This window comes from Sphingosinicella microcystinivorans (genome assembly GCF_027941835.1).
Taxonomy (GTDB): Bacteria; Pseudomonadota; Alphaproteobacteria; order Sphingomonadales; family Sphingomonadaceae; genus Sphingosinicella.
The window spans coordinates 3,577,455-3,599,503 of sequence record NZ_CP116005.1; the positions used below are offsets into that span (position 1 = coordinate 3,577,455).

The following is a 22,049-nucleotide window of genomic DNA, read 5'->3' on the forward strand; positions in this document are numbered from 1 at the left end:
CACTTGACACCGTACGGACATCGATATAGGAGAACTCATGAAGATCAGAAACGTGATCCACAAAGGATTGCGGCGTTTCATCGACGACGACGATGAAAGCGGCCTTCAGCCCGCCGTTGTCGCCAAGGTCCGGCGCATGGTCACTTTCCTTCAAGACATGGAACGGGAGGACGAGCTTCGCACCGTGCCGAGCTGGAAGGCCCATATGCTGACCGGCGACCGCAAAGGAACGTGGAGCCTGTTCGTCACCAAGAACTGGCGGATGACATTTCGGATCGACCGCGACGAGATCGAGATCATCGACCTCGACTATGAAGATTACCACTAGGAGGTGGCTATGGCTTCGATTGCAGGTATCCGCTTGAAGAACCCGGCCCATCCCGGCGGTTTCATCAAGCATGAGATCATCGAGCCGCTGGGCCTGTCGGTTACGGCGGCGGCGGACGTGCTGGGTGTGACCCGCGCCACGCTTTCGACCTTGCTCAACGAGCGAGCGCACCTGTCGCCGGAAATGGCGCTGCGGGTTGAAAAGGCGTTCGGCGTATCGATGGATACCCTCATGCGGATGCAGAACAGCTACGACATCGCGCAAACCCGCAAGCGCGAGGGCGAGATCAAGGTTGCGCCCTTCAAGGGCAAGCCAGTTGAGCCGCAGGCGGCGGCTTGACCAGACATGAAGCTTATCAAATCAAAAAAGCGAGTCGCCGATCATGGGGAGGTATTCACGCCACCATGGCTTGTGGAAAAAATGCTGGATCTGGTGAAGGGCGAGACGGAACGGATCGACGCGCGTTTTCTTGAACCAGCCTGCGGCAGCGGCAATTTCCTCGTGCCGATCTTGCAGCGCAAGCTGGCCGCAGTGGAGCTGAAGTTCTGCAAGTCCGATTTCGAGAAGCGGCACTATGCCCTATTGGCAGTAATGTGCGCTTATGGGGTCGAGCTGCTGCCCGATAACATCGCCGAGTGCCGGGCGAATATGCTTGAGGTTTTTGCCGACTATCTCTGTCTAGCCGAGAAGGACGAGCTATACCGCGCCGCCTCTTATGTCCTATCGCTAAATCTCGTTTATGGGTGGTGACACGCCTCGAAGAGGAGACCCGGATCGGCAAAGGCGGGACCCTGGCGGCGCAGCTGTCGCGGCTCGACCTGATCGTGCTCGACGAGCTCGGTTATCTGCCGTTCGCCCGCTCGGGAGGGCAGTTGCTGTTCCACCTCATCAGCAAGCTTTATGAGCGGACCAGCGTCATCATCACCACGAACCTCGCCTTCGGCGAATGGCCGACCGTGTTCGGCGATCCCAAGATGACCACGGCGCTGCTCGACCGCGTCACCCACCACTGCGATATCGTCGAGACGGGCAACGACAGCTGGCGCTTCAAAAACCGCAGCTGACAGCCACCTTCGGCGCCTTCAAAAATCTATCTTGCGCTGCGCGCGCCTCCGGTCGGGCTACGCCCGCCCTCCGCCGCACGCAGCGCAAGGCCATCTTCAACAAACCAGCATCATATTATCCGAAAAGGGGGTCCCTCTTCGACGCCGATCGGGGGTCCCTTTTGAACGCCGTTTGACAAAGGAGCTACGGCGGCGGCGTTGACGGGCGCGCGCTATGACCGCTGCGGTACGCCAAAGGGCACCTTCGGAGCGCTGGAGGGACGGCCCCGGAAAGCTCGCTACCATCGTCGTGTGGGAGGACGGGGCCGCGCGGCAACGCCGATGCAAATGGGGGCTGGCACCGAGGGAGTCCTACGGCGACCCCATCAGCCTCCTGCGCTCCGAAGCGCGCACCATCGTGAACCCCTGCCTCATCATCGCGTCTGACTTCGAGGTGGAAGCGGGTATGGGCTCCCGCCGCAAGCGCTACTCCGTCCGGCTGGTGACGGATGAGCCGTTCTTTTGCTTCGCGGGAATGTGGCGCCCGGCGACGGACGATTGGCCCGAGGCGTTCGCCGCGCTGACGACCGAGGCGGGGCCTGATGTGGCGCCTTATAAGGACCGACAGCTCGCCGTGGTGCGCCCGGAGGATTGGGAGGACTGGTTGAGGCAGCGGAGGGGCGTTGAGGACCTTCTCAGGCCGTTCCCGAAGGGGAGCTTCGAAATCACCGATCCGGCGAAGTGAAACTCGAAATTTAATCTCACTGTCGGGAAACTTGACAAAGTTTATTGAAAACCGTTCGCAGATGTTGTTTTTTAAAACGATTTTCGCTTGGCACGCTCCTTGCTTTGTTACGCGTGTGTACCGGGTCAGCATTTGTTTGGGCTCGGATCAGGAGACGAACATGAACAAGTATCTTTTGACCGCAGCAGCCCTTGGCACTGTCGCAGCGTTCAGCGCTCCGGCTCAAGCTGCGCTCATTACCTGCCCGGTCGCGCACATCGCGGACGGCACGTCGAAGGTTTTCAACGGCAGCGACAGCGCCGTGTCGGCCTGCCAGTACGATGATGCAACGGGCAACAGCACGGTCGCCAACCTCACCAACATCAACACGTCAGCCTTCTATGGCTTCAGCGACTGGGCGGACAACGGCCAGACGCAGATCAACCTCGCCGAAGGCGCGGGCGGTGCGGGCACGTGGACGATCAACGGCGTCGATTTCGCTGCTTACGATTACATGATCGTGTTCAAGAACGGCAACGGCACGCACCTCACCGGCTTCCTCTTCAATGAAGAGTTCTCGTCGGGCGGTTGGTCCACTCCCTTCACCGATCCGCCGTTCGACCTGCCGGGAGCGAGCAAGTCGCACGCCGTGTCGCATTATTCGATTGTGAAGCGGTACAATCCCGAAACCCCGCCGCCGGTTGATGTACCGGAGCCCGCCGCTCTGGCGCTTCTTGGCCTCGGCCTGATGGGTGTCGGCATGGCGCGCCGCCGCCGAGGCTGACGCATAAGCGATATCACGCACAAGAAGGGCGTCCGGAAACGGGCGCCCTTCTTCTTTTGATTCAGCAATGTCGAGAAGCCTTAACATTGCGGCCGTTAAGTGCTGTGGTACGTTTGCTAAATGTGCAACCTCTACACCGTCAACGTAAGTGCCAACGCCATCGCCGACGCCTTCAAGGCCCGGATGCCGACCGCCTTCAATGCCGCGCAGGGCGACGTGTACCCCGGCGCTCCCGGCATGGTGGTGCGCGAGGCGGACGGCGGGCGCGTGGTGCAGGCCATGACATGGGGCTTCCCGCTCCCGCAAAAGAGCAAGAAAACCGGTCTGCCGATCAAGCCCAAGCCGGTGAACAACATTGCCGACCTGTCCAGCTTCATGTGGCGTCATATCGCGCCCCGTCCCGAACACCGCTGCCTGATCCCGCTAACCGGCTTTGCCGAGGCCGAAGGCGAGCAAGGCGCCAAGACGCGGACGTGGTTTCGGGTGAAGCGTCAGCCGGTGTTCGCGTGGGCGGGGATGTGGAAGGACAGCCACGAGTGGGGCGCGGTCTATTCGGGGCTGATGACCGATTGCAATGCGACGGTTGAACCGGTGCATCATCGGATGCCGGTCCTATTGCTCCCGGATGAGTGGGAGCGCTGGCTGCACGGCTCGCTGGACGACGTGCAGGACTTTCAGGACCGGACCTTTCCGGCCGAACTCACCGAGATCGAGCGGACGGCAGAGCCGTGGTTACGGCGCACGTCGGCAGCATAGGGGGTTTCTGCCCAGCCTATTTCTTTTCGGTGTCCCGTTTAACGTCTCGTAGCCATGAGCAAAACGAGAGCAAGGCCACCAAGTATGCCAAAACTAGAAGGCAAATTGCCTTGGCAAAGCGGGTCGAAGCCACGTCTTGAATAACAGCCACCTGCTCCGCTCCCTTTAGCAGAGCGGCTGCACTCTCCATGCCTTGTGCATGGAAGTGCAGCGCAATCAGCACGGGGGTGAAAAGGATGAGCGAGGTAACGAGAAGCCAGCGAGAGAGCACCTTTTGAACAGCAGGCTCTTTAAGCGCGAGCGAAATCATCCCGCCCCCGACGGCTAGGGCAGCGGCAGCGGATATTCCAACAATTTGAAGCGTATCCCCCATCACGCCAACATGCCCCCGAAGTTGCCCAAGTCAATCACCTGTAGCGGCGTGCCATCCCGGCCCGCAACATCGCCTTGTTGAGGTCGACCCCGTCCGACACGCAGCGCGTCAGCGCCCGGCCGTAAGCATCCCGCCCCGTCACCGTGCAGCGCACCTCGCCGCGTGTCAGCGACCGCAGAAAGTCCCTCGACGACACCGCACGGCCCTGATGGCAATCCGAACGCGCCCTTCGGCCATCCTTGCAACGGGGACTGTCGGCCATCTCAGGTGCATCAATGCCCGCCAGCCGGACCCGTTCGCCCTGGCATCGCAGGCTGTCCCCGTCGTGAACCGAAGGGGCGATGCGAGAGAGGATGAGGGCAGCGGCGAACACGGGGGAGCTTTCAGGGGCTATCGGTGGACCTTCAGGGCCTCCACCTACTCCGCCCGTCGCGCTGCCGATAGAGGGCCGTTGCAAGAATGTTCCGCTTATGTTCTCTTTGACTCATGTCCCGAATCAATCCCTCCGAACTCGCCTCGCTGCTCCTCACCGCGCCCCTCGGTGCCCGCATCGGCCTAGCAACGCACAGTGAAGGCGCCCGGAAGGATGCCGCGAAGGCGTTGGCCGAAAGTGTCGTGCGGCGGCTCGAAGGTGCGCCCGAGGTGGACCGAAACCAACTTCGGCTCCCCATCTAGCTCACTTCCGGCGCCCATGCCGTTCACCCGCGAACAGATGATCTACAAGGCCGTCGTGGCGCTGGACGAGGCTATCGGCGAATACACCGGCGAGAAGCCCCGGCCGTCGTTCGCGCTGCGGTTCTGCCTCGCGTACCTGTTCAGCCAGAGCGACGGCAATCGGCTGCCTTATGACGAGTTCTGGAAGTATCTCAGCTACGAGGGGCATAGCGGTTACGATGAGGACGCGGCGCGCTACGTTCAGAGCACGCGGCTGCGCGGGTGCAGGAACGCCATTATGAAAAGCGTGGGCATGGGCGGGACGCCTGAAGTGTTTGAAGCGGTCGCGAGGGGGCACCGCAGAAACGGAAGGCAGGCTAGCAACAGTTAAGGAGTGTGCTACCGTGCGACATATGGGCGGCCAACCCGATCAAACTAAGGAAACACCCCTTCTCGACAGGGTTGCTGAGGCAATTTACCGAGTACAGGTGGAAAACGCTGCCGCTCTGGTAGCCCAGTACGATTTTCAACTGGACCGACTTCAACGCGTATTCAATGTAATACCCTCAGAGTCCGATAGATCATTGGCGGTTCTCGTATTTGCGCTTGCCGAAGATTTAATGCTCTGCGGCTTAGAATTTAACATGAAAGCGAACTGCCCAAAGGGCTGGGAAACTGCGACTTCCGGCAATGGGGTTTTGGCTACTGCCAGTGACCGCATTTCAATTCTAGAGCTTCTGGCGTGGATAACTCCTGCGGTGGCCTCGCAACTTCGCCTTATGAAAAACATCCGTAACCATTTCGCCCACCATGCTGACGTGAATGGTTTTGCCGATCAGAAGATTGCAGGTTGGGTCAGCTCAATGGAGCCATCCGAAAAGCCCATTATCGACTTGATCCCTGAGGACAGGCGCGGCGAAATGCCGCCGCACAGCCCTCGTGAGCAGTTTGTGATAAGAGCGACAGTGGCAATCATATCGCTGGTAACTGATATCGCGGTCCTTCCGGCTGCCAGTGCCTTTAAAGTTCTGCCAAGGGATGTCATTGGCGGGGGAGACTTCGATAAGTTGCCCGACCCACTTAAACAGCTTCGGCGCGTTGCTGCTGATGTTGCCCTAACGTGTATGCCCCGAAATCTCATATCGACGGGCTGACCAGTTCAATTTTCGCAGCGATTTCGACTGCAAAACCCCTTCGGAATACGCCAAGGACGCCCGAAACGGCGTCTCAGGAAGTCCTACCTACCCCGAGGCCTCCTCGCGTTTTCTTGGCGCATTTTGAGGGTGTTTCTGAAGCAGGCCCGAAACGCTGCGCGCCGCCTGCCCTGCCTTGCCTGTCATTGATGCCGGGGAAAAGTGCCCCAAAAAGGGGCCCAAGAAATTTTGGGCACCACCACTTAATTATCTGAAAATAAACGAAAAAAATCCGTTGGCCGGGGAGACAGGATTCTAACGGTCCTTGCCTTTACTCACTGGCTAATTTTGCATTGTTTCCCGACAGTTCCCACCAATGGCGCTTGCCAAAACATTGAGAATGGCGAAGAATCCCGCCCATGCGCACCGACATCGACCATCTGCCTGCCGCGAAGCAGCGTGAGCTTGAGCGCATCATCGAGATCATTTTCGACGAGTTTCGCGAGGCGACCGAGTACGCGGTCGGGCGGCGCAAGGGCGCGCAGATCCTTAAAATCGTCCTGTTCGGTAGCCATGCGCGCGGCGATTGGGTCGATGCGCCGCTGTCGGCGAACCAGTATAAGTCCGACTATGACATACTCATCATCGTCAGCCAGAAGGAGCTGACAGACCGCGCCGCCTATTGGGCGAAGGCTGAGGAACGGTTGATCCGGGCCTATACGATCGAGAAGACGCTGCGCACGCCGGTCAATTTCATCGTCCACTCGCTGCACGAGGTGAACGATGGACTTGCCCACGGCCGCGTTTTCTTCATGGAAGTCGCCAAGGACGGTGTCGCGCTTTACGAGGCAGACGACCGCGAACTGCGCGCACCCCGACCCAAATCACCAGGAGAAGCCCTAGCGACGGCGAAAGAGTATTTTGAGGACGGCATAGCAAGCGCGATGTCGCGTCAGAAACTGGCGAAGTACGCTATGGGAGAAGGCTTGCTAAAGGACGCGGCGTTTGATTTGCACCAAACCACGGAGCGACTTTATTCCTGCCTTTTGCTCACACTGACATACTATACGCCTTACAATCACAATATCGCCTTCCTGCGTTCACTCGCTGAAGGACTGGACCGGCGCCTGTTCGGGATATGGCCCGAGGACAATCGCCGCGAGCGCGCTATGTTTCAGAAACTGAAGGAAGCTTACACCAAGGCCCGCTACTCCAAGCACTACAAGATCACGGAAGAAGAGCTGGCATGGCTCGGCGCGCGCGTCGAGGAACTTGGCCGCGTTGTTCATCAGGTCTGTTCTGAGCGCATCGCCGAATTGGAAGCGGCCGCGAACAAATAAGCACCGCCATTGCCCGGAAACTTGCCGAACCGCCCGGATTCTGGCATATTCATCGCCACGGGATGGAATGACTGGCGGCCATCTCCGGGATAACCCTGCCAGGCATCATGGAGGCTCGGCCGCCACGGTCGGGCAGTTGCTGTAAGCCGCACAGCGGCACGCAGCGGACACCGCTTGCACCATCCGCGCATGAACGCGCGGACCGCTGGTGTGCGAGCTGCATATGACACCCCTTATCGACGTTTACGCGCGCGAGGTCGTGATGGCGCGCGTCGGCCATCTCATCCGCCGCAAGCAAAACGAGGTTGAACGGATCGCGCGGATCGTGCGCGGCTGCTTCGACCCCGAACAGGTGCAGGCGCCCGAGCCGGGCCAGATCAAGCGGATCATCCTGATCGGCCCCTATGCGCGGCGCTCCTGGTATGAAGACCGGCACACGCTTGCCTTTTCCGACTACGAACTCTGGATCGTCGTCAACCATCCGCTGTTCACCGACGACCGCTGCTGGCGCCGCGCCCGCGCGACCATCGACCGCGAACTCGGCGACCGCTGTGCGGTCGATCTTCAAATCTACGCCAAGTCGGACGTTCGCACCGCCCGGGCCGAACGGGATACGTTCATCCTCGACCGTATCGAGGCAGGCATCACGCTGTACCGCGCCTCGCGCGACGCACCGCTGAATGCGCGTGAACGCCGGAGGTCGCGGCCATGACGCGCGATTTGACCGCCGCGTTCGAGGCCTTCTATCGGGCCGAGCAAGCGCGAGTGTTGCGTTACTTCAGGACGAGGGTCGGGCGCGATGACGCGCCCGATCTTGTGCAGGAGACCTTCGCGCGCCTGCTGCGCAGCGGGGCTTTCGAGCGGATGGACAATCCACAGGCCTACCTTACCCGCTCCGCCCGCAATCTGCTGATCGACCGCGCGCGCCAGCAACAGCAGTCGCAAGCCGTCATCTTTCCCTTCGACGAAGGCTGCGACGCCCCCGTCTGCCCGGAACAGACATGGCAAATCGAGGAGGCGGACTTGCGGCGGGCTTATGGGCGGGCACTTCGTTCCCTGTCGCGCCGGACCCGGCGTGTTTTCATGATGCACCGGATGAGGCGCATGACCTACACGGAGATTGCGAAACACCTCGGCATCGGCGACAAGGGCGTCCAACACCACATGAGCCTGGCGTTGATGCGGATTCGCCGAGCATTGACAGGCTGGAGTGTGGCTGGGTAGTCACACTTTGGCAGGGGCCTTTCCGGGGGCAGTTTGGTTTTCGAACTCCTCGCAAGGCCTTGTTTTCATAGAGGAAATGAGCCGGAATGCGATTCCGGCTCGGCTCCACGTTTTCCTGCATTGCTTCCCCTGCACCGAAGGCGTGCCGTCTTGCGGCCTGCATGGGTCTTGCCGCTCCCGTTACACAAGCAGGTTGAATTTTTCCAATCGGGATTGTCATTATCCTGAATGGCGAATCGCCGATGGGATGGGAGGGCGTTGCAGATGATGAACCGGAAGATCGTTCGCTGGCTTGGACTTGCGCCCGCCGCGCTGTTGCTGGCCACCGCCGCGCCCCTGCCCGCGGCGGCCGAAAGCGCGCCGCGCATCGCGGCGAGCAAGGCCGCGACCGCGGGGATCGACAAGGTGATGGCGGACGGGATCGCCAGCGGAGAGCTCGCGGGCGGCACGGTCGGCGTGATGAAGGACGGCAGGATCGTCTTCCTCAAGGGCTACGGTTATGCCGACCTCGAGGACGGGCAACCGGTGAAGGCGGACACGATCTTCCGCATCGGCTCGATCACCAAGCAGTTCACCACCGCGATGCTGATGATGCTCGTGGAGCGCGGCCAGCTTTCGCTCGGCGACCCGATCTCCAAGTATTTCCCGGATTTCCCCAAGGCCGACGGCATCACCGTCCGACACCTGCTCGATCACACCTCGGGCATCCACAGCTACACGGACAAGAATTTCCAGTTGCGCGGGTGGCGCGAGCACGACACGAAGGAAATGATCTCCTACATCGCGGGGCAGGACAATCTCACCGATTTCGCCGTGGGCGAGGACTATCGCTACAACAATTCGGCCTATGTGCTGGCGGCCGCCATCGTCGAGAAGCTGACCGGCAAGCCTTACGGCGCGGCGCTCGAAGAGATGATCACGAAGCCGCTCGGCCTCACGGACACGGCCTATGACGACGAGCGCGCGGTCGTGCCGCGCCGCGCCAAGGGCTACGGGCTGCGCGGCGACGTGCTCGCCAATCCGCTGCCGCTGTCGGTGAGCGTCGCGCACGGCGCGGGCGCGATGCGCTCGACCGCGGCGGACATGCTGCGCTGGCAGGACGCGCTGTTCTCCGGCAAGGTCGTGAAGCCCGAAAGCCTCGCGCTGATGATCGAGCCCGCGAAGCTGAAGGACGGGCGGCTGACGAGCGCGGTGCGCAAGCCCGATCCGAGCGGACGCGCGCCGCTGGAATACGGCCTCGGCCTCGCCGTGGGCGAACGCGACGGACGCCGCGTGATCGGCCACGGCGGCGCGATCAACGGCTTCAATTCGGCGCTTTACACCTACCCGGACGACAGGACGGCGATCGTGCTTCTCGTCAACACGGAGGGCGGCGCCAACCAGCGCTACGACGACGTCGCCAAGGCATGGTTCGACGGCAACGGCGGAGCGAAGAAGTGACGGGCATCCCGAACATGCGCGCCGCGGGCGCGGCCCTGCTTCTCGCCGCGTCGGCGCTCTCAACCCCGGCGCTTGCAAGGGATGCCGCCTACGACATCGTCATCAGGGGCGGCACCATCGTCGACGGCAGCGGCCTTGCCGCCTATCGCGGCGACGTCGCCATCGCGGACGGGCACATCGTGGCGGTGGGCGATGTCGGCAAGGCGAAGGCCGCGCGGACCATCGACGCCGCCGGGCTCGTCGTCGCGCCGGGCTTCATCAACATCCACAGCCATGCCGAGCCGGACGGCGTTTCGACCGCGGTCAACATGCTGACGCAGGGCGTCACCACGGAGATCATCAACGCCGACGGCGGGGGCGGCAGCGACATCGCGAAGCAGCTTCCGGAGATGGCGGCGAACGGCCTTGCCGAGAACATCGGCGCCTACACGGGCTTCAACGCGGTGTGGCGCGACGCGATGGGCGACCGCGACCTGCGCCCGACACCCAAGCAGATCGCGTCCATGCAGGCCGCGCTCGAAAAGAACCTGAAGGCGGGCGCGTGGGGCGTCGCATCGGGGCTCGACTACCGGCCGTCCTATTACGCGAAGCCCGAGGAGGTGATCGAGATCGTCTCCGTCGCGAAGCCCTGGCGCACCAATTTCCCCAACCACGACCGGCTGCGCCCCGAGGACGATCTCAGCTCCTTCAAGGGCATGGAGGAGACCGTTACCATCGGCGAGAAGGCCGGCCTCGTTCCCGTCATTACGCACATCAAGAGCGCGGGCAAGGAGCGCGGCAACGCGCCGAAGGTGCTCGAAATGGTCTCCGCCGCCACCGCCCGCGGGGCGTGGACGGCGATCGACATCTACCCCTACCTCGCCGGGCAGACGATGCTGCAGGCCTTCCTCGTGCCCGGCTGGGCGGCGGACGGCGGACGGGACGCCATGCTCGCGCGCTTCAGGGACCCGAAGCTCCGCCCGCAGCTCGTCGAGGCGGCCGAATATGCGATGGAGACCCGCCTCGGCGGCGCCGAGGGCATCGCCCTCCCCGACCTCGGCAAGCGGCTGACCGACATCATGGCCGAGGAGAACGTCCGCGCCGGTGAAGCCGTGCTCCGCACGCTGGAGAAGGACCCCTTCACCCGCGCCAACATGACGTTCGGCGACGAGGCGGACGTGATCACCTTCCTCAAGTACCCGGACACCGCCGTCGCCTGCGATTGCGGCGCCTCGATCAAGAATCGCGGCCATCCGCGCTACTTCGGCAGCTTCCCCAAGATCCTCGGCCACTACGTGCGCGACACCGGCACGATCACGATGGAGGACGCCGTCCGCAAGATGAGCGCGCTGCCCGCCGCGATCATCGGCATGGTCGACCGCGGCCACATCGCGCCCGGGATGCGCGCCGACGTGACGCTGTTCGACCCCGTGGCCGTCCGCGACCACGCGACGTTCGACGCGCCGACGCTGCCGTCCGACGGCATCCGCCACGTGATCGTCAACGGCGTTCCGGCGCTCGCCGACGGCGCGGCGACCGGTGCGAAGGCGGGCGCGGTGCTGCTGCGCGACGCCCACATGCCGAGCCGCCCGATGAACAGCGCGGCGAAGGCGCGCGCCTTCACGGCGAGCGGGCAATCGCCGGATTACAGCGTGGCCGTCGCGGCGAAGCAGGGTGCGGGCGAACGCTTCGCCACGGGCACTGTGAAGCTCACCGATGCGAAATCGGGCACGGTGTGGACCGCCGACCGGCTCGGCGTCGTCCAGACCACGAAGGGCTGGGCGAGCGTCACGGCGGTGCTGAAGGACAAGGCCGGCAACCGGAAGGCCGCGACGCTGACGCTCGACCGGGCGGACGGCGGCGCGGAAACGCCGGTGGTTTCCGTCGCGTTCGGAAACGCGCCCGCCGCGATCGTTCCCGCACAAGGCGCGATTCAGGGCGAGTGACGCCGCCCGACCGGCAATTTGCGGGTGGAGAATCGCGCTCCAGCAGTTAGACAGGGCGCGATTTTCCAAAGTTCGGTTCGAGCCTCGGCCTCGGCACGAACATTCCGGCAGGAGCAGCCATGATCGAAGCCGAATGGTGGGATGCAGACGATTCCGCCGAACTCGCCGCATCGGCGGCGGGCGACATCCAGTTCATCATCGAGAGCGCCATCGACGCGCGCGGGCAGGCGCTGATCGCCGTCCCCGGCGGCGGTGTCGCGCTGGTCGTGCTTGCGGAGGTCGCCAAGGCGAAGCTCGACTGGAAGCGCGTCACCGTCGTGCCGACCGGCGACTGCATCGTCCCCGTCGACAGCCCGCTCTCGGCCGCCGCGGCGCTCGCCCGCATCTTCCTGCCGAAGGGCGCGCGCGTGCTGCCGATCGGCAGCGACAACGCCGACTACAAGGCGGCGGGGCGCGCCGCCGACGCGCGGCTTCAGGACCTGCAATGGCCACCCGACCTCGTGTGGCTGGACGTCGGCGCGAACGGCGAGACGGCGGGCATCTTCCGCGGCCCCGATCTCGACGAGGCGCTGAACGGCCCGAAGGCCCGCCGCGCCATCGGCGTGATGCCCGATCCGATGCCGAAGGACGCGCCGCACGCGCGCGTGACGCTCACCCGCGCGGCGATCGTTTCGGCGCGCACGCTGATCGTCGCGCTCGAAGGCGACGCGGCGAAGGCGCTGCTCGAAAAGGCGCTGGAGGACGGGCCGCTTTCCGACACGCCGATCGGCCGCGTGCTCGCCGAAGTGACCGTGCCCGTCGACATCCACTGGTGCCCCGCCTGACGGCGCGATGAGGATCGTCGCAGCCGACATCGGCGGCACGCACGCCCGCTTCGCGATCGCAGAGGTCGCAGGCGGCAGGTGCCGCGAACTCGGCGAGCCGGTGACGCTGAAAAGCGGAGACTTCGAAGGCATCGAGGCGGCATGGGCCGCCCTTCCCGCCGCGTTCGGCCACGCGCTGCCGGAGGCGGCGTCCATCGCCGTCGCAGCGCCCATCGAGGGCGAGGTGCTCGCCTTCGTCAACAACGACTGGAAAATCCGGCGCGCAGGGCTCGCCGAGCGGCTCGGCCTCCGGGCGCTGACGCTGCTCAACGATTTCGGCGCGATGGCGCACGGCGTCGCGGCGCTGGGGCACGACGCCACCGAGCACCTGTTCGGCCCCGACACGCCGCTTCCCGCCGACCATCCGGTGAGCGTGATCGGGCCGGGCACCGGCCTCGGCAGCGCCATCCTGCTCCGGCGCGGCGGCCGTATCGAGGTCGTGGAGACGGAGGCCGCGCACATCGCGTTCGCGCCGCTCGACGCGACCGAGGAAGCGATGATGCCCGCGCTGAGGCGGATGTACGGCCGCGTCTCCAGCGAGCGCCTCGTCTCCGGGCCGGGCCTCGCCGCGATCCGGGAGGCGCTCGATCCCGACGCCGCGCCGATGACGGACGCCGATCTCTGGGCCGCCGCGCTCGCGGGCGATGAGGCGGAAGCGTTCGACCGCTTCGCGATGATCTACGGCGCGGTCGCGGGCGACATCGCGCTCGCGCACGGCGCGATGGGCGTGGCGGTCGTCGGCGGGCTTTCGAACCGGGCGAAGGCCCGGCTTCGTGCCTCGGGCTTCCACGCGCGCTTCATCGACAAGGGGCGCTACGAGGGGAGGATGCTGCGGATTCCGGTACGGCTGGTGACGCACATGCACACCGGCCTCGTCGGCGCGGCGGCGGCCTTCGCGCAGGACTGCGCGGACTAGACTCGTTCCGGTTCGGACCGAACCGGAACGAGTCTGGTTTCCTTTTTGTTTTTCGTGATTTCCGAGTCGGCAGGTGAGTCCACCTGCCTCGAAATCACTCTAGCTCGCGGCGGCCATGCGCCGTTCGTGCGCTTCCGCGATCTCGTCGGTGAAGCGGACGCCGAGCTCGCCGTCGGCGAAGCGGACGACCACGGCGGGCCGCGCGCCCATGCGCACGCTCGTCAGTATGATCGGCTCGCCGATCGCGATCTGCTCGTGCGTGGCGAGGCGGGCGCCCGTCATCGAGAGGTCGATCACGCGCGCCGTCAGGTAGCCGCGGCGATACTCGATCCCGGCAAGATAGTTGGTCGCGGCCCGCGCCGCTTTCCGCTTGTTATCGGCAGCGTTCGACATGCGCGGAAGTTTCGCACGAAAATGGTTAGCAGATCGTTGCCGGCGACGTCATGACGCGCGCCGCCGCCGATGTGTCAGCCGTACACCTCGAACAGGCCCGCCGCGCCCTGCCCGCCGCCGATGCACATGGTGACGACGACATATTTCGCACCGCGCCGCCGCCCCTCGATCAGCGCATGGCCGGTGAGCCGCGCGCCCGACATGCCGTAGGGGTGCCCCACGGAGATCGCGCCGCCGTCGACGTTGAACCTCTCGGGGTCGATGCCGAGCTTGTCGCGGCAATAGAGCGCCTGCACCGCGAACGCCTCGTTCAGCTCCCACAGGCCGATGTCGTCGATCGTGAGGCCGTTCTGCTTCAGGAGCTTGGGGATCGCGAACACAGGCCCGATGCCCATCTCGTCCGGCTCGACGCCCGCCACCGCCATGCCGACATAGCGGCCGAGGGGTGTGAGGCCGCGGCGCTCGGCCTCCTTCGCTTCCATGACGAGCGAGGCCGAGGCGCCGTCCGAAAGCTGGCTGGCGTTGCCCGCCGTCACGTTGTGGCCGGGGCCGCGCACGGGTTGGAGCCCCTTCAGCCCTTCGAGCGTCGTCTCGGGGCGGTTGCCCTCGTCCTTCGTCAGCGTCACCTCGTGCTTGGTGACTTCGCCCGTCTCCTTGTTCTTCATCACCATGACGGACGGCAGCGGCACGATCTCGTCGTCGAAGCGTCCGGCGGCTTGCGCGGCGGCCGTGCGCTGCTGCGAGATGAACGCGAACTCGTCGCACACGTCGCGGCTGATGTCGTAGCGCTTGGCGACTATCTCGGCCGTGTCGATCATCGGCATGTAGGCTGCCGGGTGCATCTCGACGAGGCTCATGTCGGGCTCCACCCGCATCTTCTCGTTCTGCACCATCGAGATCGACTCGACGCCGCCGCCCACCACGATCTGCATCCCGTCGACGATCACCTGCTTCGCCGCCGTGGCGATCGCCATCAGCCCGCTCGCGCACTGGCGGTCGAGCGCCATGCCCGCCACCGTCACCGGCAGCCCGCCGCGCAGCGCCGCGAGACGCCCGATGCACGGCGACTGCACGCCCTGCAACATCGCCGAACCGAAGATGCAGTCGTCGACCTCCGCCGGGTCGATGCCCGCGCGCGCGACCGCGTGCTTCACGACATGGCCCGCGAGCGTCGGCGACGGCGTGGCGTTGAACGCGCCGCGATACGCCTTGCCGATCGGCGTGCGGGCGGTGGAAACGATAACGGCTTCGCGCATGGGAGACTCTCCTTGATCCTGCATCTCAAACGTAGGTCAGGCCGACCCATTCGGCCAGCAGGGCGGGCTTGTCCTCGCCCTCGATCTCGACGGTCGCCTCCCACGTGGACTGGAGCACGCCCGGATGGCGCTCGGCCACCTCCAGCAGCTTGAACCGTCCGCGAACGCGCTTGCCGGAGGGTACGGGCGCAAGGAAGCGCAGCTTGTTCATGCCGTAGTTGACGCCCATCCTCGTGCCCTCGATGGCCGGGAACACGTCGTAGGCCATGCCCGAGAGCAGCGACAGCGTGAGGAAGCCGTGCGCGATGGTGCCGCCGAACGGCGTCTGCGCCGCGCGCGCGGGATCGACGTGGATGAACTGGTGATCCTCGGTGCACTCGGCGAAGGTGTCGATGCGCTTCTGGTCGACCTCGATCCAGCGCGACACGCCGATCTCCTTGCCGGCCATCGCCTTGTAGTCCTGCACCGAAATCGCCGTCATGCCCGCCTCCCGCAATGATTGCGCCCCGCATTAGAATGCGCGGGCCATGCTGCCTAGATAGGCAAAACGTGAGTATTCTTGACCTCCTCCAGCACGGCATAGGTCCGCGTCTCGCGCACGCCGGGCAGGTCGACGAGCGTGTCGCCGAGGAAGGCGCGGTAGGCCGCCATGTCCTTGACGCGCGCCTTGATGAGATAATCGAACCCGCCCGCGACCATGTGGCATTCGAGCACGGCGGGCATCCGCCTGACGGCGGCGGCGAAGTCGTCGAACACGTCGGAGGTCGTGCGGTCGAGCAGCACCTCGACGAAGATCAGCAGTGCGCAATCGAGCAGCCCCGGATCGAGCACCGCGACCGTGCCGACGATATAGCCCTTCTCGCGCAGCCGCCGGACGCGCTCGTGGCAGGCGGCGGGCGAGAGGTTGCAGCGCTCGGCGAGCGCCTGGTTGGTGATGCGCCCGTCTTCCTGAAGCGTGCGCAGGATGGCGCGGTCGATGGCGTCGATCATGAATCCGAACCTTCTTCGGAAAATCTAAATCTAATCGGATATAATTCCGACAGATAACCAAAAATACAAAGCACATTTTCCTTGTTCGCTGGCATGATCGAAGGATCATCAGCGAAAGACCCGCCATGCCCATCGCCGCCATCCTTGCCGACATGCAGCGCCTGCACCGTGCGCCGGAGCCCGAGGTCATCCTGCCGCTTTGCGACGTTGCGCGCGTCGATGCCGCGGCACGGCAGCGGATCGCCGCGCGCGCGGGCAGCCTCCTCGACGAGCTGCGCGCCGCGCAGTCGAGCGGCTGGGTCAACCGCTTCCTCCAGGAATACCGGCTCAACACCGACGAAGGCATCGCCCTCCTCGCGCTCGCCGAGGCGTTCCTGCGCGTGCCCGACGCCGACACCGCCGACCTGCTGATCCGCGACAAGCTCGGCACCGCGGACTGGTCCGCGCACGCGGGCAAGTCCGACTCGACGCTCGTCAACAGCGCGACGTGGGGCCTCGTCGTCACCCGCTCGCTGGTCGGCGACAGCGGGTCGACGCTGAAGCGCCTGATCGGCCGCGTCGGCGAGCCGGTCGTGCGTACCGCCGTCGGCACCGCCATGCGCCTGATGGGACAGGTGTTCGTGATGGGCCGCACCATCGAGGAAGCGCTCGAACGCGCGGGCGGCAAGGACCACGCGGGCTTCGTCGCCAGCTTCGACATGCTCGGCGAGGCGGCGCGCACGCGGGACGACGCCGAGCGCTATTTCCGGTCCTACAGCGACGCCATCGACGCCATCGGCAAGGGCAGCAAGGGACGCGACCACAGCATTTCCGTGAAACTCTCCGCGCTGCACCCGCGCTACGAGACGGCGCACGCCGATACGTGCGTACACGAGCTGTCGGCCATGCTCGTCGCGCTTGCCGAGCGGGCCGCGAAGGCGGGCATCGGCCTCACCGTCGACGCGGAGGAATCGGAGCGGCTGGCGATGTCGCTCGACATCATCGCCGCCGCCGCCCGTGTGCCTTCGCTCTCCGGCTGGGACAAGCTCGGCATGGCGGTGCAGGCTTATTCGAAGCGCTGCCGCGCGGTCATCGCGTGGGCGGACGCGATCGGCGGCGAGACGAACCGCAGGATGGCGGTGCGCCTCGTGAAAGGCGCCTACTGGGACAGCGAGATCAAGCGCACGCAGGAAGCCGGCCTCTCCGACTACCCGCTGTTCACGCGCAAGGCGGCGACGGACGTCTCCTATCTCGCCTGCGCGCGCGACATGCTCGCCGCGAAGAACATCCACCCGGCCTTCGCCAGCCACAACGCGCTCACCGTCGCGACGCTGCTCGAATGGGCGGGAGAGCGCCGCGACTTCGAGTTCCAGCGCCTGCACGGCATGGGCGACGGGCTCTACGAAAAGCTCGTGCGCGATGAAGGCCACCACTGCCGCATCTACGCGCCGGTCGGCGGCCATCGCGACCTCCTCGCCTATCTTGTGCGCCGCCTGCTCGAAAACGGCGCCAATTCCAGCTTCGTCCACCAGCTCGCCGACCCGAACGTCACCGAGGAAGAGCTTCTCGCCGACCCGGTGGAGAAGATCGCGAGCGTCGGCGGCACGCGCCACCCCTCCATCCCCCTTCCCGCCGACCTGTTCGGTGCCGCGCGCGGCAACAGCGAAGGCCTTGACCTGCAGGACGCCATGACCCTCGAAGACACCGCATCCGCCATCGCCGCCCGCGCCGACATCGGTCCGGCCCCCGCCGACTCGCGCGCCGAGGACGTGCGCGCCGCCATCGCCGCCGCCGACGCGGCGTTCGAAGGCTGGTCGCGCACGCCCGTGGAAACCCGCGCCGCCGTACTCGACCGGCTTGCCGACCTCCTCGAGGAACACCGCCTCGACCTGATGGCGCTCGCCGTCCACGAGGCGGGCAAGACCATCGGCGACGCGCTCGGCGAGGTCCGCGAGGCCGCCGACTTCTGCCGCTACTACGCCAATCAGGCGCGCGCGGCGTTCGCACCGGTCGCGCTGCCGGGGCCGACCGGCGAAAGCAACACGCTGCGCCTCGAAGGCCGCGGCGTGTTCGCCTGCATCGCGCCGTGGAACTTCCCGCTCGCCATCTTCCTCGGGCAGGTGACGGCCGCGCTCGTCGCCGGCAACAGCGTCGTCGCCAAGCCCGCCCCGCAGACGCCGCGCATCGCCGTGCGCGCCGTCGACCTCGCCCACGCGGCGGGCATCCCGGCGGACGTGCTGAAGCTCGTCTTCGGCGGCGCGGAGGCCGGCGACACGCTCACCGGCGATCCGCGCGTCATGGGCGTCGCCTTCACCGGCTCGACCGGCACGGCCAAGGCCATCGCGCGCAGCCTCGTCGCCGACGATGCCCGGCCGATCGTGCCGCTGATCGCCGAAACCGGCGGTCTCAACGCCATGATCGTCGATTCGACCGCACTTCCCGAGCAGGTGATCGCCGACGTCGTGACGTCAGCCTTCCGTTCGGCGGGCCAGCGCTGCTCGGCGCTGCGGCTGCTCGTCGTGCAGGAGGACGTGCTCGACCGCACGCTCGACATGCTGAAGGGCGCGATGGACACGCTCGTCGTCGGCGATCCCGCCGATCCGCGCACCGACGTCGGCCCGGTGATCGACGACGCCGCGTACCGCAAGCTCGAGAACTATCGCCAGTCGATGAAGGACCGCTGGCTGCACAGCGTCGCCGTTCCCGCCGGGCGCTTCGTCGCGCCGACCGTGATCCGGCTCGACCGCATCGAGGACCTGACGAGGGAGTGGTTCGGCCCGATCCTGCACGTCGCGACATGGAGAACCGGCACGCTCGACGAAACCATCGCGCGCATCAACCGCAGCGGCTACGGCCTCACGATGGGCCTGCACAGCCGCATCGCCGGCCGCTGCGAGCGCACGATGGCGGCCGCGCGCGTCGGCAACCTCTACGTCAACCGCTCGATGATCGGCGCCGTCGTCGGCTCGCAGCCGTTCGGCGGCGAGGGCCTGTCGGGCACCGGCCCCAAGGCGGGCGGGCCGCACTACCTGCCGCGCTTCGCCGTGGAGCGGACGGTCAGCATCGACACGACCTCGGCGGGCGGCAACGCCACGCTGCTCTCGATCGAAGACGTGACGCTCTAGGGAAGCGGCGTCATCTCGCGCGGCACGGCGAGCGGGTCCACCGCCTTGCCGTCGAGGCCGCCGACGAAGCCCATCTGCGTCGGGTAGGCGAAGTCGACGCCGAGTTCGGCGAAACGCCGCACAAGCCGGAACATGAAGGCCTGACGCGCGCCCATCATCTCCTTCGCTTCCGCCGCCTCGACGTGGAAGATGATCTCGATGTCGATGGAACTTGCCGCGAAGTTGGTGAGGAACGCCTGACCGAAGGTCACGAGCGGTATCGTTTCCGCGAGCTTTCCGATCTCGGCAGGCAGGCTTTCGAGCACATCCGGCGGCGTCTGGTAGATGACCCCGACCGTCATCACCACGCGGCGGCGGCGAATGGCGGCAAGATTATGAATCCGGTTGTCGAGCAGCTTGGCGTTGGACACGGACACGAGCTCGCCTGAGAGCGACCGGATACGCGTGGTCTTCAGCCCGATCGCCTCCACCGTGCCGGTCAGCGTGTCCACCGTCACCACGTCGCCGCGCACGAACGGCTTGTCGAACAGGATCGAAAGCGCCGCGAACAGGTCCGAGAAGATGCCCTGCGCGGCAAGGCCGATGGCGATGCCGCCGATGCCGAGGCCCGCGACCAGCGCGGTGACGTTGACGCCGAGGTTGTCGAGGATGACGATGCCGGCGATCGCGAAGATCGCGACGTTGATGATGAGGCGGATGACGCCCATCGCCGAGACGAGCGTCGAATTGTGCGGATCCTCGCCCTCGGCGCGGCGCGCGACGACCGCAAGCGCGAACTCGCGCACCCAGATGGCGCCCTGCACGACCGCCGCGATGGTGAACAGGAACCGCACGACCGGCAGGATGCCGGCAAGGCCGGGAACGCCCGCCGCCACGAGGTGCACGGCGACGGCGGCAAGAAAGAAGCTGCGCGTCCGCCGGAGCACCCGGCCGAAGATCGCCCGCCAGCTGTTCGGCTCGAGGGCCCCGGGCGAACCCACGAGACGCCACGCGACGGCGCGAACGCCGACGAGCACCAGATAGATGCCGACGGCCACGGCGCCGTAGACGAGGAGCGCGCCACTGTTGGCGGCGATCCACGTTGATGCCCCTTCGAGGGTTTCGATGTCGGACGCGGGGATTATCTGATTGTTTCGCATCTGCTTTCCAACGCAGGAGGCCGTCCGTGGTTCACCCGTGATTCAACGGGGGTTGTACAGGCAGCGGCGCGGCCTTGGAACCGCACTTCCGATCCGCGTCAGGCTTTTGCCGCAGCGGTCGTGCCGAGCCCCGCCGGAGGCCGGCGCGGGCCGACCTTCTCGTCGGCCTTGTTCGCGAGGCGCTCGCGGCGGGCGATGTGCGTGGCCGCGATCGTGATGGCGAGAAGGTCGTAGTACGGCGGCTGAAAGGCGATACTGACGAACATCGACCCGGTCATGTAGACGAGCAGCGATACCGACATCATCGTTCCGAGGTCCCGGAACCACATGTCGCTCTCGGGATCGCCGGTGCTGATGTTCTTCAGCATCCACGCAGCGCGGAGCGCGAGGACGACGATGGCGACATAGACCACCGCGCCCAGATAACCCAGTTCCCCGAGAACCTCGAAGAAGCTGTTGTGGAAGGCGCGCGCCTTGTCCGTCACCGTCGTGCTGCTGGTCGCCACGTTGTCGGCATCGCCCTGGCGGCGCTGCAGGTCCACCTCGATACGGTTGATACGGTAGACGCCGAAACCGCCGCCGAACGGATTCTCCTTCACGAAGTCGAGGGTCCACTTCCACACGGCAAGACGCGTGGAGGCCGATTCGTCCTCGTCGTAGGTCTTGATCGTCGACATGCGTTCCGTGAAGGAGGCGGGAAGCAGCGGGACGGCAATTGCCGCGGCGGCCACGACCGCGGCCCCGAAAACGAGCTTTCGGCGGCTTGTCAGCCAGAGCAGCAGCACGAGCATCGCGCCCGCGACAAGGCCGGTGCGCGCCTCCGCGCCGACCGTGACGAGCGTCATCGAGAAGATGATGCCCGCAGTCGCAAGCAGCGTCAGCAGGCTGCGCTTCATGATCGTGTTGCGGCGATAGAGCCAGAGCGTCAACGGGATGAACGACAGCGCGACCGTCGCCAGCGTGCTGCCTTCATAAAGACCGCTGTTGCTCTTCACGAGAAACGAGACCGTCCCGTAGCCCCCGCCGCCGAGGAGAGTCTTGATGCCCCCGGAAATGGTGATCGCGGACGTGCTGAGAACCATGACGAAGGCCGCGGCCTCGACGCGCCGGCGCGTCGTCAGCACCCACGGCAGGAACACGGAGAACAGCAGGCCTTTCCAGACCCAGTCCCACTTTTGCAATGCGTGATTGGTGACGATCGCCCAGCCGAATGTATTGAGCCCCGCGTAGAGGACCAGAAAGATGATGAGCGCCTGCACGACTCCGAGCCGGATGCGCTGCTTGTCTTCCATGAAAACGTAGAAGACCATCGCCCCGATTGCCATGAACAGCGCGACCGGGGCGCCGTTCAGAAAGGAATAGGTCAGCCTTTGCGGCTGCAGGAAGTCCACCCAGATGTATCCGAGCGCCATGAAGTACGGCCGCCGGAACGACGCGACGACGAACGCGAGGATCAGGATGATGAGAACGACGTCGCGCATCAGTCGGCCGATGCCGCCCGGTCATGCCTGTTGCTGCGCTCCCGGTTTTGCCGCGAGTTTCGTGCCGACAGTTTGGGCTTCGACTCCTCGCCTCCGTCTTCAGGCTGGGAATAGCAGCGCCACAGGATGATGATCAGCATCAGCTGCGACACGACCAATGCGAAATTGTCTACCATCCGGGTC

26 protein-coding genes and 1 pseudogene are annotated in these 22,049 nt (G+C 65.3%); 18 read left to right on the plus strand and 9 right to left on the minus strand.

Annotation, left to right across the window (positions count from 1 at the left end; genetic code table 11):
- Positions 1-37: 37 nt before the first annotated feature.
- The 7 genes and pseudogenes from PE061_RS17230 to PE061_RS17260 all read left to right on the plus strand — a co-directional run bounded on the left by PE061_RS17230 (position 38) and on the right by PE061_RS17260 (position 3,635).
- Positions 38-328: a type II toxin-antitoxin system RelE/ParE family toxin gene (locus PE061_RS17230; protein WP_271256453.1), complete on the plus strand. Its 291-nt coding sequence runs from the start codon at positions 38-40 to the stop codon at positions 326-328.
- A 9-nt stretch (positions 329-337) separates the two neighbouring features.
- A complete protein-coding gene (locus PE061_RS17235; RefSeq protein ID WP_271256454.1) occupies positions 338-667 on the plus strand; it encodes a HigA family addiction module antitoxin in 330 nt (109 codons plus the stop codon).
- A 6-nt stretch (positions 668-673) separates the two neighbouring features.
- Positions 674-1,078, plus strand: coding sequence for a DNA methyltransferase (locus PE061_RS17240; protein ID WP_271256455.1), 405 nt, complete (start codon positions 674-676; stop codon positions 1,076-1,078).
- Positions 1,072-1,392 (plus strand): annotated as a pseudogene (locus PE061_RS17245) (ATP-binding protein); the annotation flags it as partial. The gene PE061_RS17240 and the pseudogene PE061_RS17245, both read left to right, overlap by 7 nt.
- 214 nt (positions 1,393-1,606) lie before the next feature.
- Positions 1,607-2,116, plus strand: a complete 510-nt coding sequence (locus PE061_RS17250; protein WP_271256456.1) for an SOS response-associated peptidase family protein — start codon at positions 1,607-1,609, stop codon at positions 2,114-2,116.
- A gap of 160 nt (positions 2,117-2,276) precedes the next feature.
- Positions 2,277-2,879, plus strand: coding sequence for a PEP-CTERM sorting domain-containing protein (locus PE061_RS17255; RefSeq protein WP_271256457.1), 603 nt, complete (start codon positions 2,277-2,279; stop codon positions 2,877-2,879).
- A 120-nt stretch (positions 2,880-2,999) separates the two neighbouring features.
- Complete coding sequence (locus tag PE061_RS17260; protein WP_271256458.1) at positions 3,000-3,635, plus strand: SOS response-associated peptidase; 636 nt, start codon at positions 3,000-3,002, stop codon at positions 3,633-3,635.
- A 16-nt stretch (positions 3,636-3,651) separates the two neighbouring features.
- Here PE061_RS17260 and PE061_RS17265 read toward each other — a convergent pair whose 3' ends face one another.
- Together PE061_RS17265 and PE061_RS17270 are read right to left on the minus strand one after the other, a co-directional pair.
- A complete protein-coding gene (locus tag PE061_RS17265) occupies positions 3,652-4,011 on the minus strand; it encodes a hypothetical protein (RefSeq protein ID WP_160119245.1) in 360 nt (119 codons plus the stop codon).
- Positions 4,012-4,042: 31 nt separating this feature from the next.
- Positions 4,043-4,381 carry a thermonuclease family protein gene (locus tag PE061_RS17270; RefSeq protein WP_271256459.1) on the minus strand — a complete coding sequence of 113 codons (339 nt, stop codon included), beginning with the start codon at positions 4,379-4,381 and terminating at the stop codon, positions 4,043-4,045.
- A gap of 113 nt (positions 4,382-4,494) precedes the next feature.
- Here PE061_RS17270 and PE061_RS21795 point away from each other — a divergent pair, with 113 nt between their 5' ends.
- The 10 genes from PE061_RS21795 (at position 4,495) to PE061_RS17315 (ending at position 13,503) form a co-directional block, all read left to right on the plus strand.
- Positions 4,495-4,683: a DUF6771 family protein gene (locus PE061_RS21795; protein WP_420794317.1), complete on the plus strand. Its 189-nt coding sequence runs from the start codon at positions 4,495-4,497 to the stop codon at positions 4,681-4,683.
- Between the two features lie 16 nt (positions 4,684-4,699).
- Positions 4,700-5,053, plus strand: a complete 354-nt coding sequence (locus tag PE061_RS17275) for a hypothetical protein (protein WP_271256460.1) — start codon at positions 4,700-4,702, stop codon at positions 5,051-5,053.
- Between the two features lie 13 nt (positions 5,054-5,066).
- Positions 5,067-5,816: a hypothetical protein gene (locus PE061_RS17280; RefSeq protein ID WP_271256461.1), complete on the plus strand. Its 750-nt coding sequence runs from the start codon at positions 5,067-5,069 to the stop codon at positions 5,814-5,816.
- 398 nt (positions 5,817-6,214) lie between these two features.
- The gene (locus tag PE061_RS17285) at positions 6,215-7,135 is read left to right on the plus strand and encodes a HEPN domain-containing protein (protein WP_271256462.1); all 921 of its coding nucleotides are present in this window, start codon (positions 6,215-6,217) and stop codon (positions 7,133-7,135) included.
- A 223-nt stretch (positions 7,136-7,358) separates the two neighbouring features.
- On the plus strand, positions 7,359-7,847 hold the full coding sequence (locus tag PE061_RS17290; protein WP_271256463.1) for a hypothetical protein: 489 nt from the start codon (positions 7,359-7,361) through the stop codon (positions 7,845-7,847).
- Entirely contained in the window at positions 7,844-8,359 is a 516-nt protein-coding gene (locus tag PE061_RS17295; protein ID WP_271256464.1) for an RNA polymerase sigma factor, read from the plus strand. The genes PE061_RS17290 and PE061_RS17295 overlap by 4 nt, the downstream gene beginning before the upstream one ends.
- Before the next feature lie 264 nt (positions 8,360-8,623).
- Positions 8,624-9,799 (plus strand): serine hydrolase domain-containing protein, encoded by a 1,176-nt coding sequence (locus tag PE061_RS17300; protein WP_271256465.1) that lies wholly within the window; start codon positions 8,624-8,626, stop codon positions 9,797-9,799.
- The gene (locus PE061_RS17305) at positions 9,796-11,724 is read left to right on the plus strand and encodes an N-acyl-D-amino-acid deacylase family protein (RefSeq protein ID WP_271256466.1); all 1,929 of its coding nucleotides are present in this window, start codon (positions 9,796-9,798) and stop codon (positions 11,722-11,724) included. Before PE061_RS17300 ends, PE061_RS17305 begins: the two co-directional genes overlap by 4 nt.
- 119 nt (positions 11,725-11,843) lie before the next feature.
- On the plus strand, positions 11,844-12,548 hold the full coding sequence (locus PE061_RS17310) for a 6-phosphogluconolactonase (RefSeq protein WP_271256467.1): 705 nt from the start codon (positions 11,844-11,846) through the stop codon (positions 12,546-12,548).
- A gap of 7 nt (positions 12,549-12,555) precedes the next feature.
- Positions 12,556-13,503, plus strand: coding sequence for a glucokinase (locus tag PE061_RS17315; RefSeq protein WP_271256468.1), 948 nt, complete (start codon positions 12,556-12,558; stop codon positions 13,501-13,503).
- Between the two features lie 99 nt (positions 13,504-13,602).
- On the opposite strand, the gene PE061_RS17320 is transcribed toward PE061_RS17315, so the two are convergent.
- From PE061_RS17320 to PE061_RS17335, 4 genes are all read right to left on the minus strand, one after another.
- Positions 13,603-13,896 carry a PilZ domain-containing protein gene (locus tag PE061_RS17320; protein WP_271256469.1) on the minus strand — a complete coding sequence of 98 codons (294 nt, stop codon included), beginning with the start codon at positions 13,894-13,896 and terminating at the stop codon, positions 13,603-13,605.
- A 74-nt stretch (positions 13,897-13,970) separates the two neighbouring features.
- Positions 13,971-15,152 carry an acetyl-CoA C-acyltransferase gene (locus PE061_RS17325; protein WP_271256470.1) on the minus strand — a complete coding sequence of 394 codons (1,182 nt, stop codon included), beginning with the start codon at positions 15,150-15,152 and terminating at the stop codon, positions 13,971-13,973.
- A 25-nt stretch (positions 15,153-15,177) separates the two neighbouring features.
- A complete protein-coding gene (locus tag PE061_RS17330; protein WP_271256471.1) occupies positions 15,178-15,633 on the minus strand; it encodes a MaoC family dehydratase in 456 nt (151 codons plus the stop codon).
- A 53-nt stretch (positions 15,634-15,686) separates the two neighbouring features.
- Positions 15,687-16,142 carry an Lrp/AsnC ligand binding domain-containing protein gene (locus tag PE061_RS17335; protein ID WP_271256472.1) on the minus strand — a complete coding sequence of 152 codons (456 nt, stop codon included), beginning with the start codon at positions 16,140-16,142 and terminating at the stop codon, positions 15,687-15,689.
- 125 nt (positions 16,143-16,267) lie between these two features.
- Here PE061_RS17335 and PE061_RS17340 point away from each other — a divergent pair, with 125 nt between their 5' ends.
- Entirely contained in the window at positions 16,268-19,246 is a 2,979-nt protein-coding gene (locus PE061_RS17340; RefSeq protein ID WP_271256473.1) for an L-glutamate gamma-semialdehyde dehydrogenase, read from the plus strand.
- Here PE061_RS17340 and PE061_RS17345 read toward each other — a convergent pair.
- The 3 genes from PE061_RS17345 to PE061_RS17355 form a co-directional block, all read right to left on the minus strand.
- Positions 19,243-20,385 (minus strand): mechanosensitive ion channel family protein, encoded by a 1,143-nt coding sequence (locus tag PE061_RS17345; protein ID WP_271256474.1) that lies wholly within the window; start codon positions 20,383-20,385, stop codon positions 19,243-19,245. The two genes, PE061_RS17340 and PE061_RS17345, sit on opposite strands and share 4 nt — an antisense overlap.
- 98 nt (positions 20,386-20,483) lie before the next feature.
- Positions 20,484-21,866, minus strand: coding sequence for a putative O-glycosylation ligase, exosortase A system-associated (locus tag PE061_RS17350; RefSeq protein ID WP_271256475.1), 1,383 nt, complete (start codon positions 21,864-21,866; stop codon positions 20,484-20,486).
- Positions 21,866-22,042 (minus strand): hypothetical protein, encoded by a 177-nt coding sequence (locus PE061_RS17355; RefSeq protein WP_271256476.1) that lies wholly within the window; start codon positions 22,040-22,042, stop codon positions 21,866-21,868. The genes PE061_RS17350 and PE061_RS17355 overlap by 1 nt, the downstream gene beginning before the upstream one ends.
- Positions 22,043-22,049 lie beyond the last annotated feature (7 nt).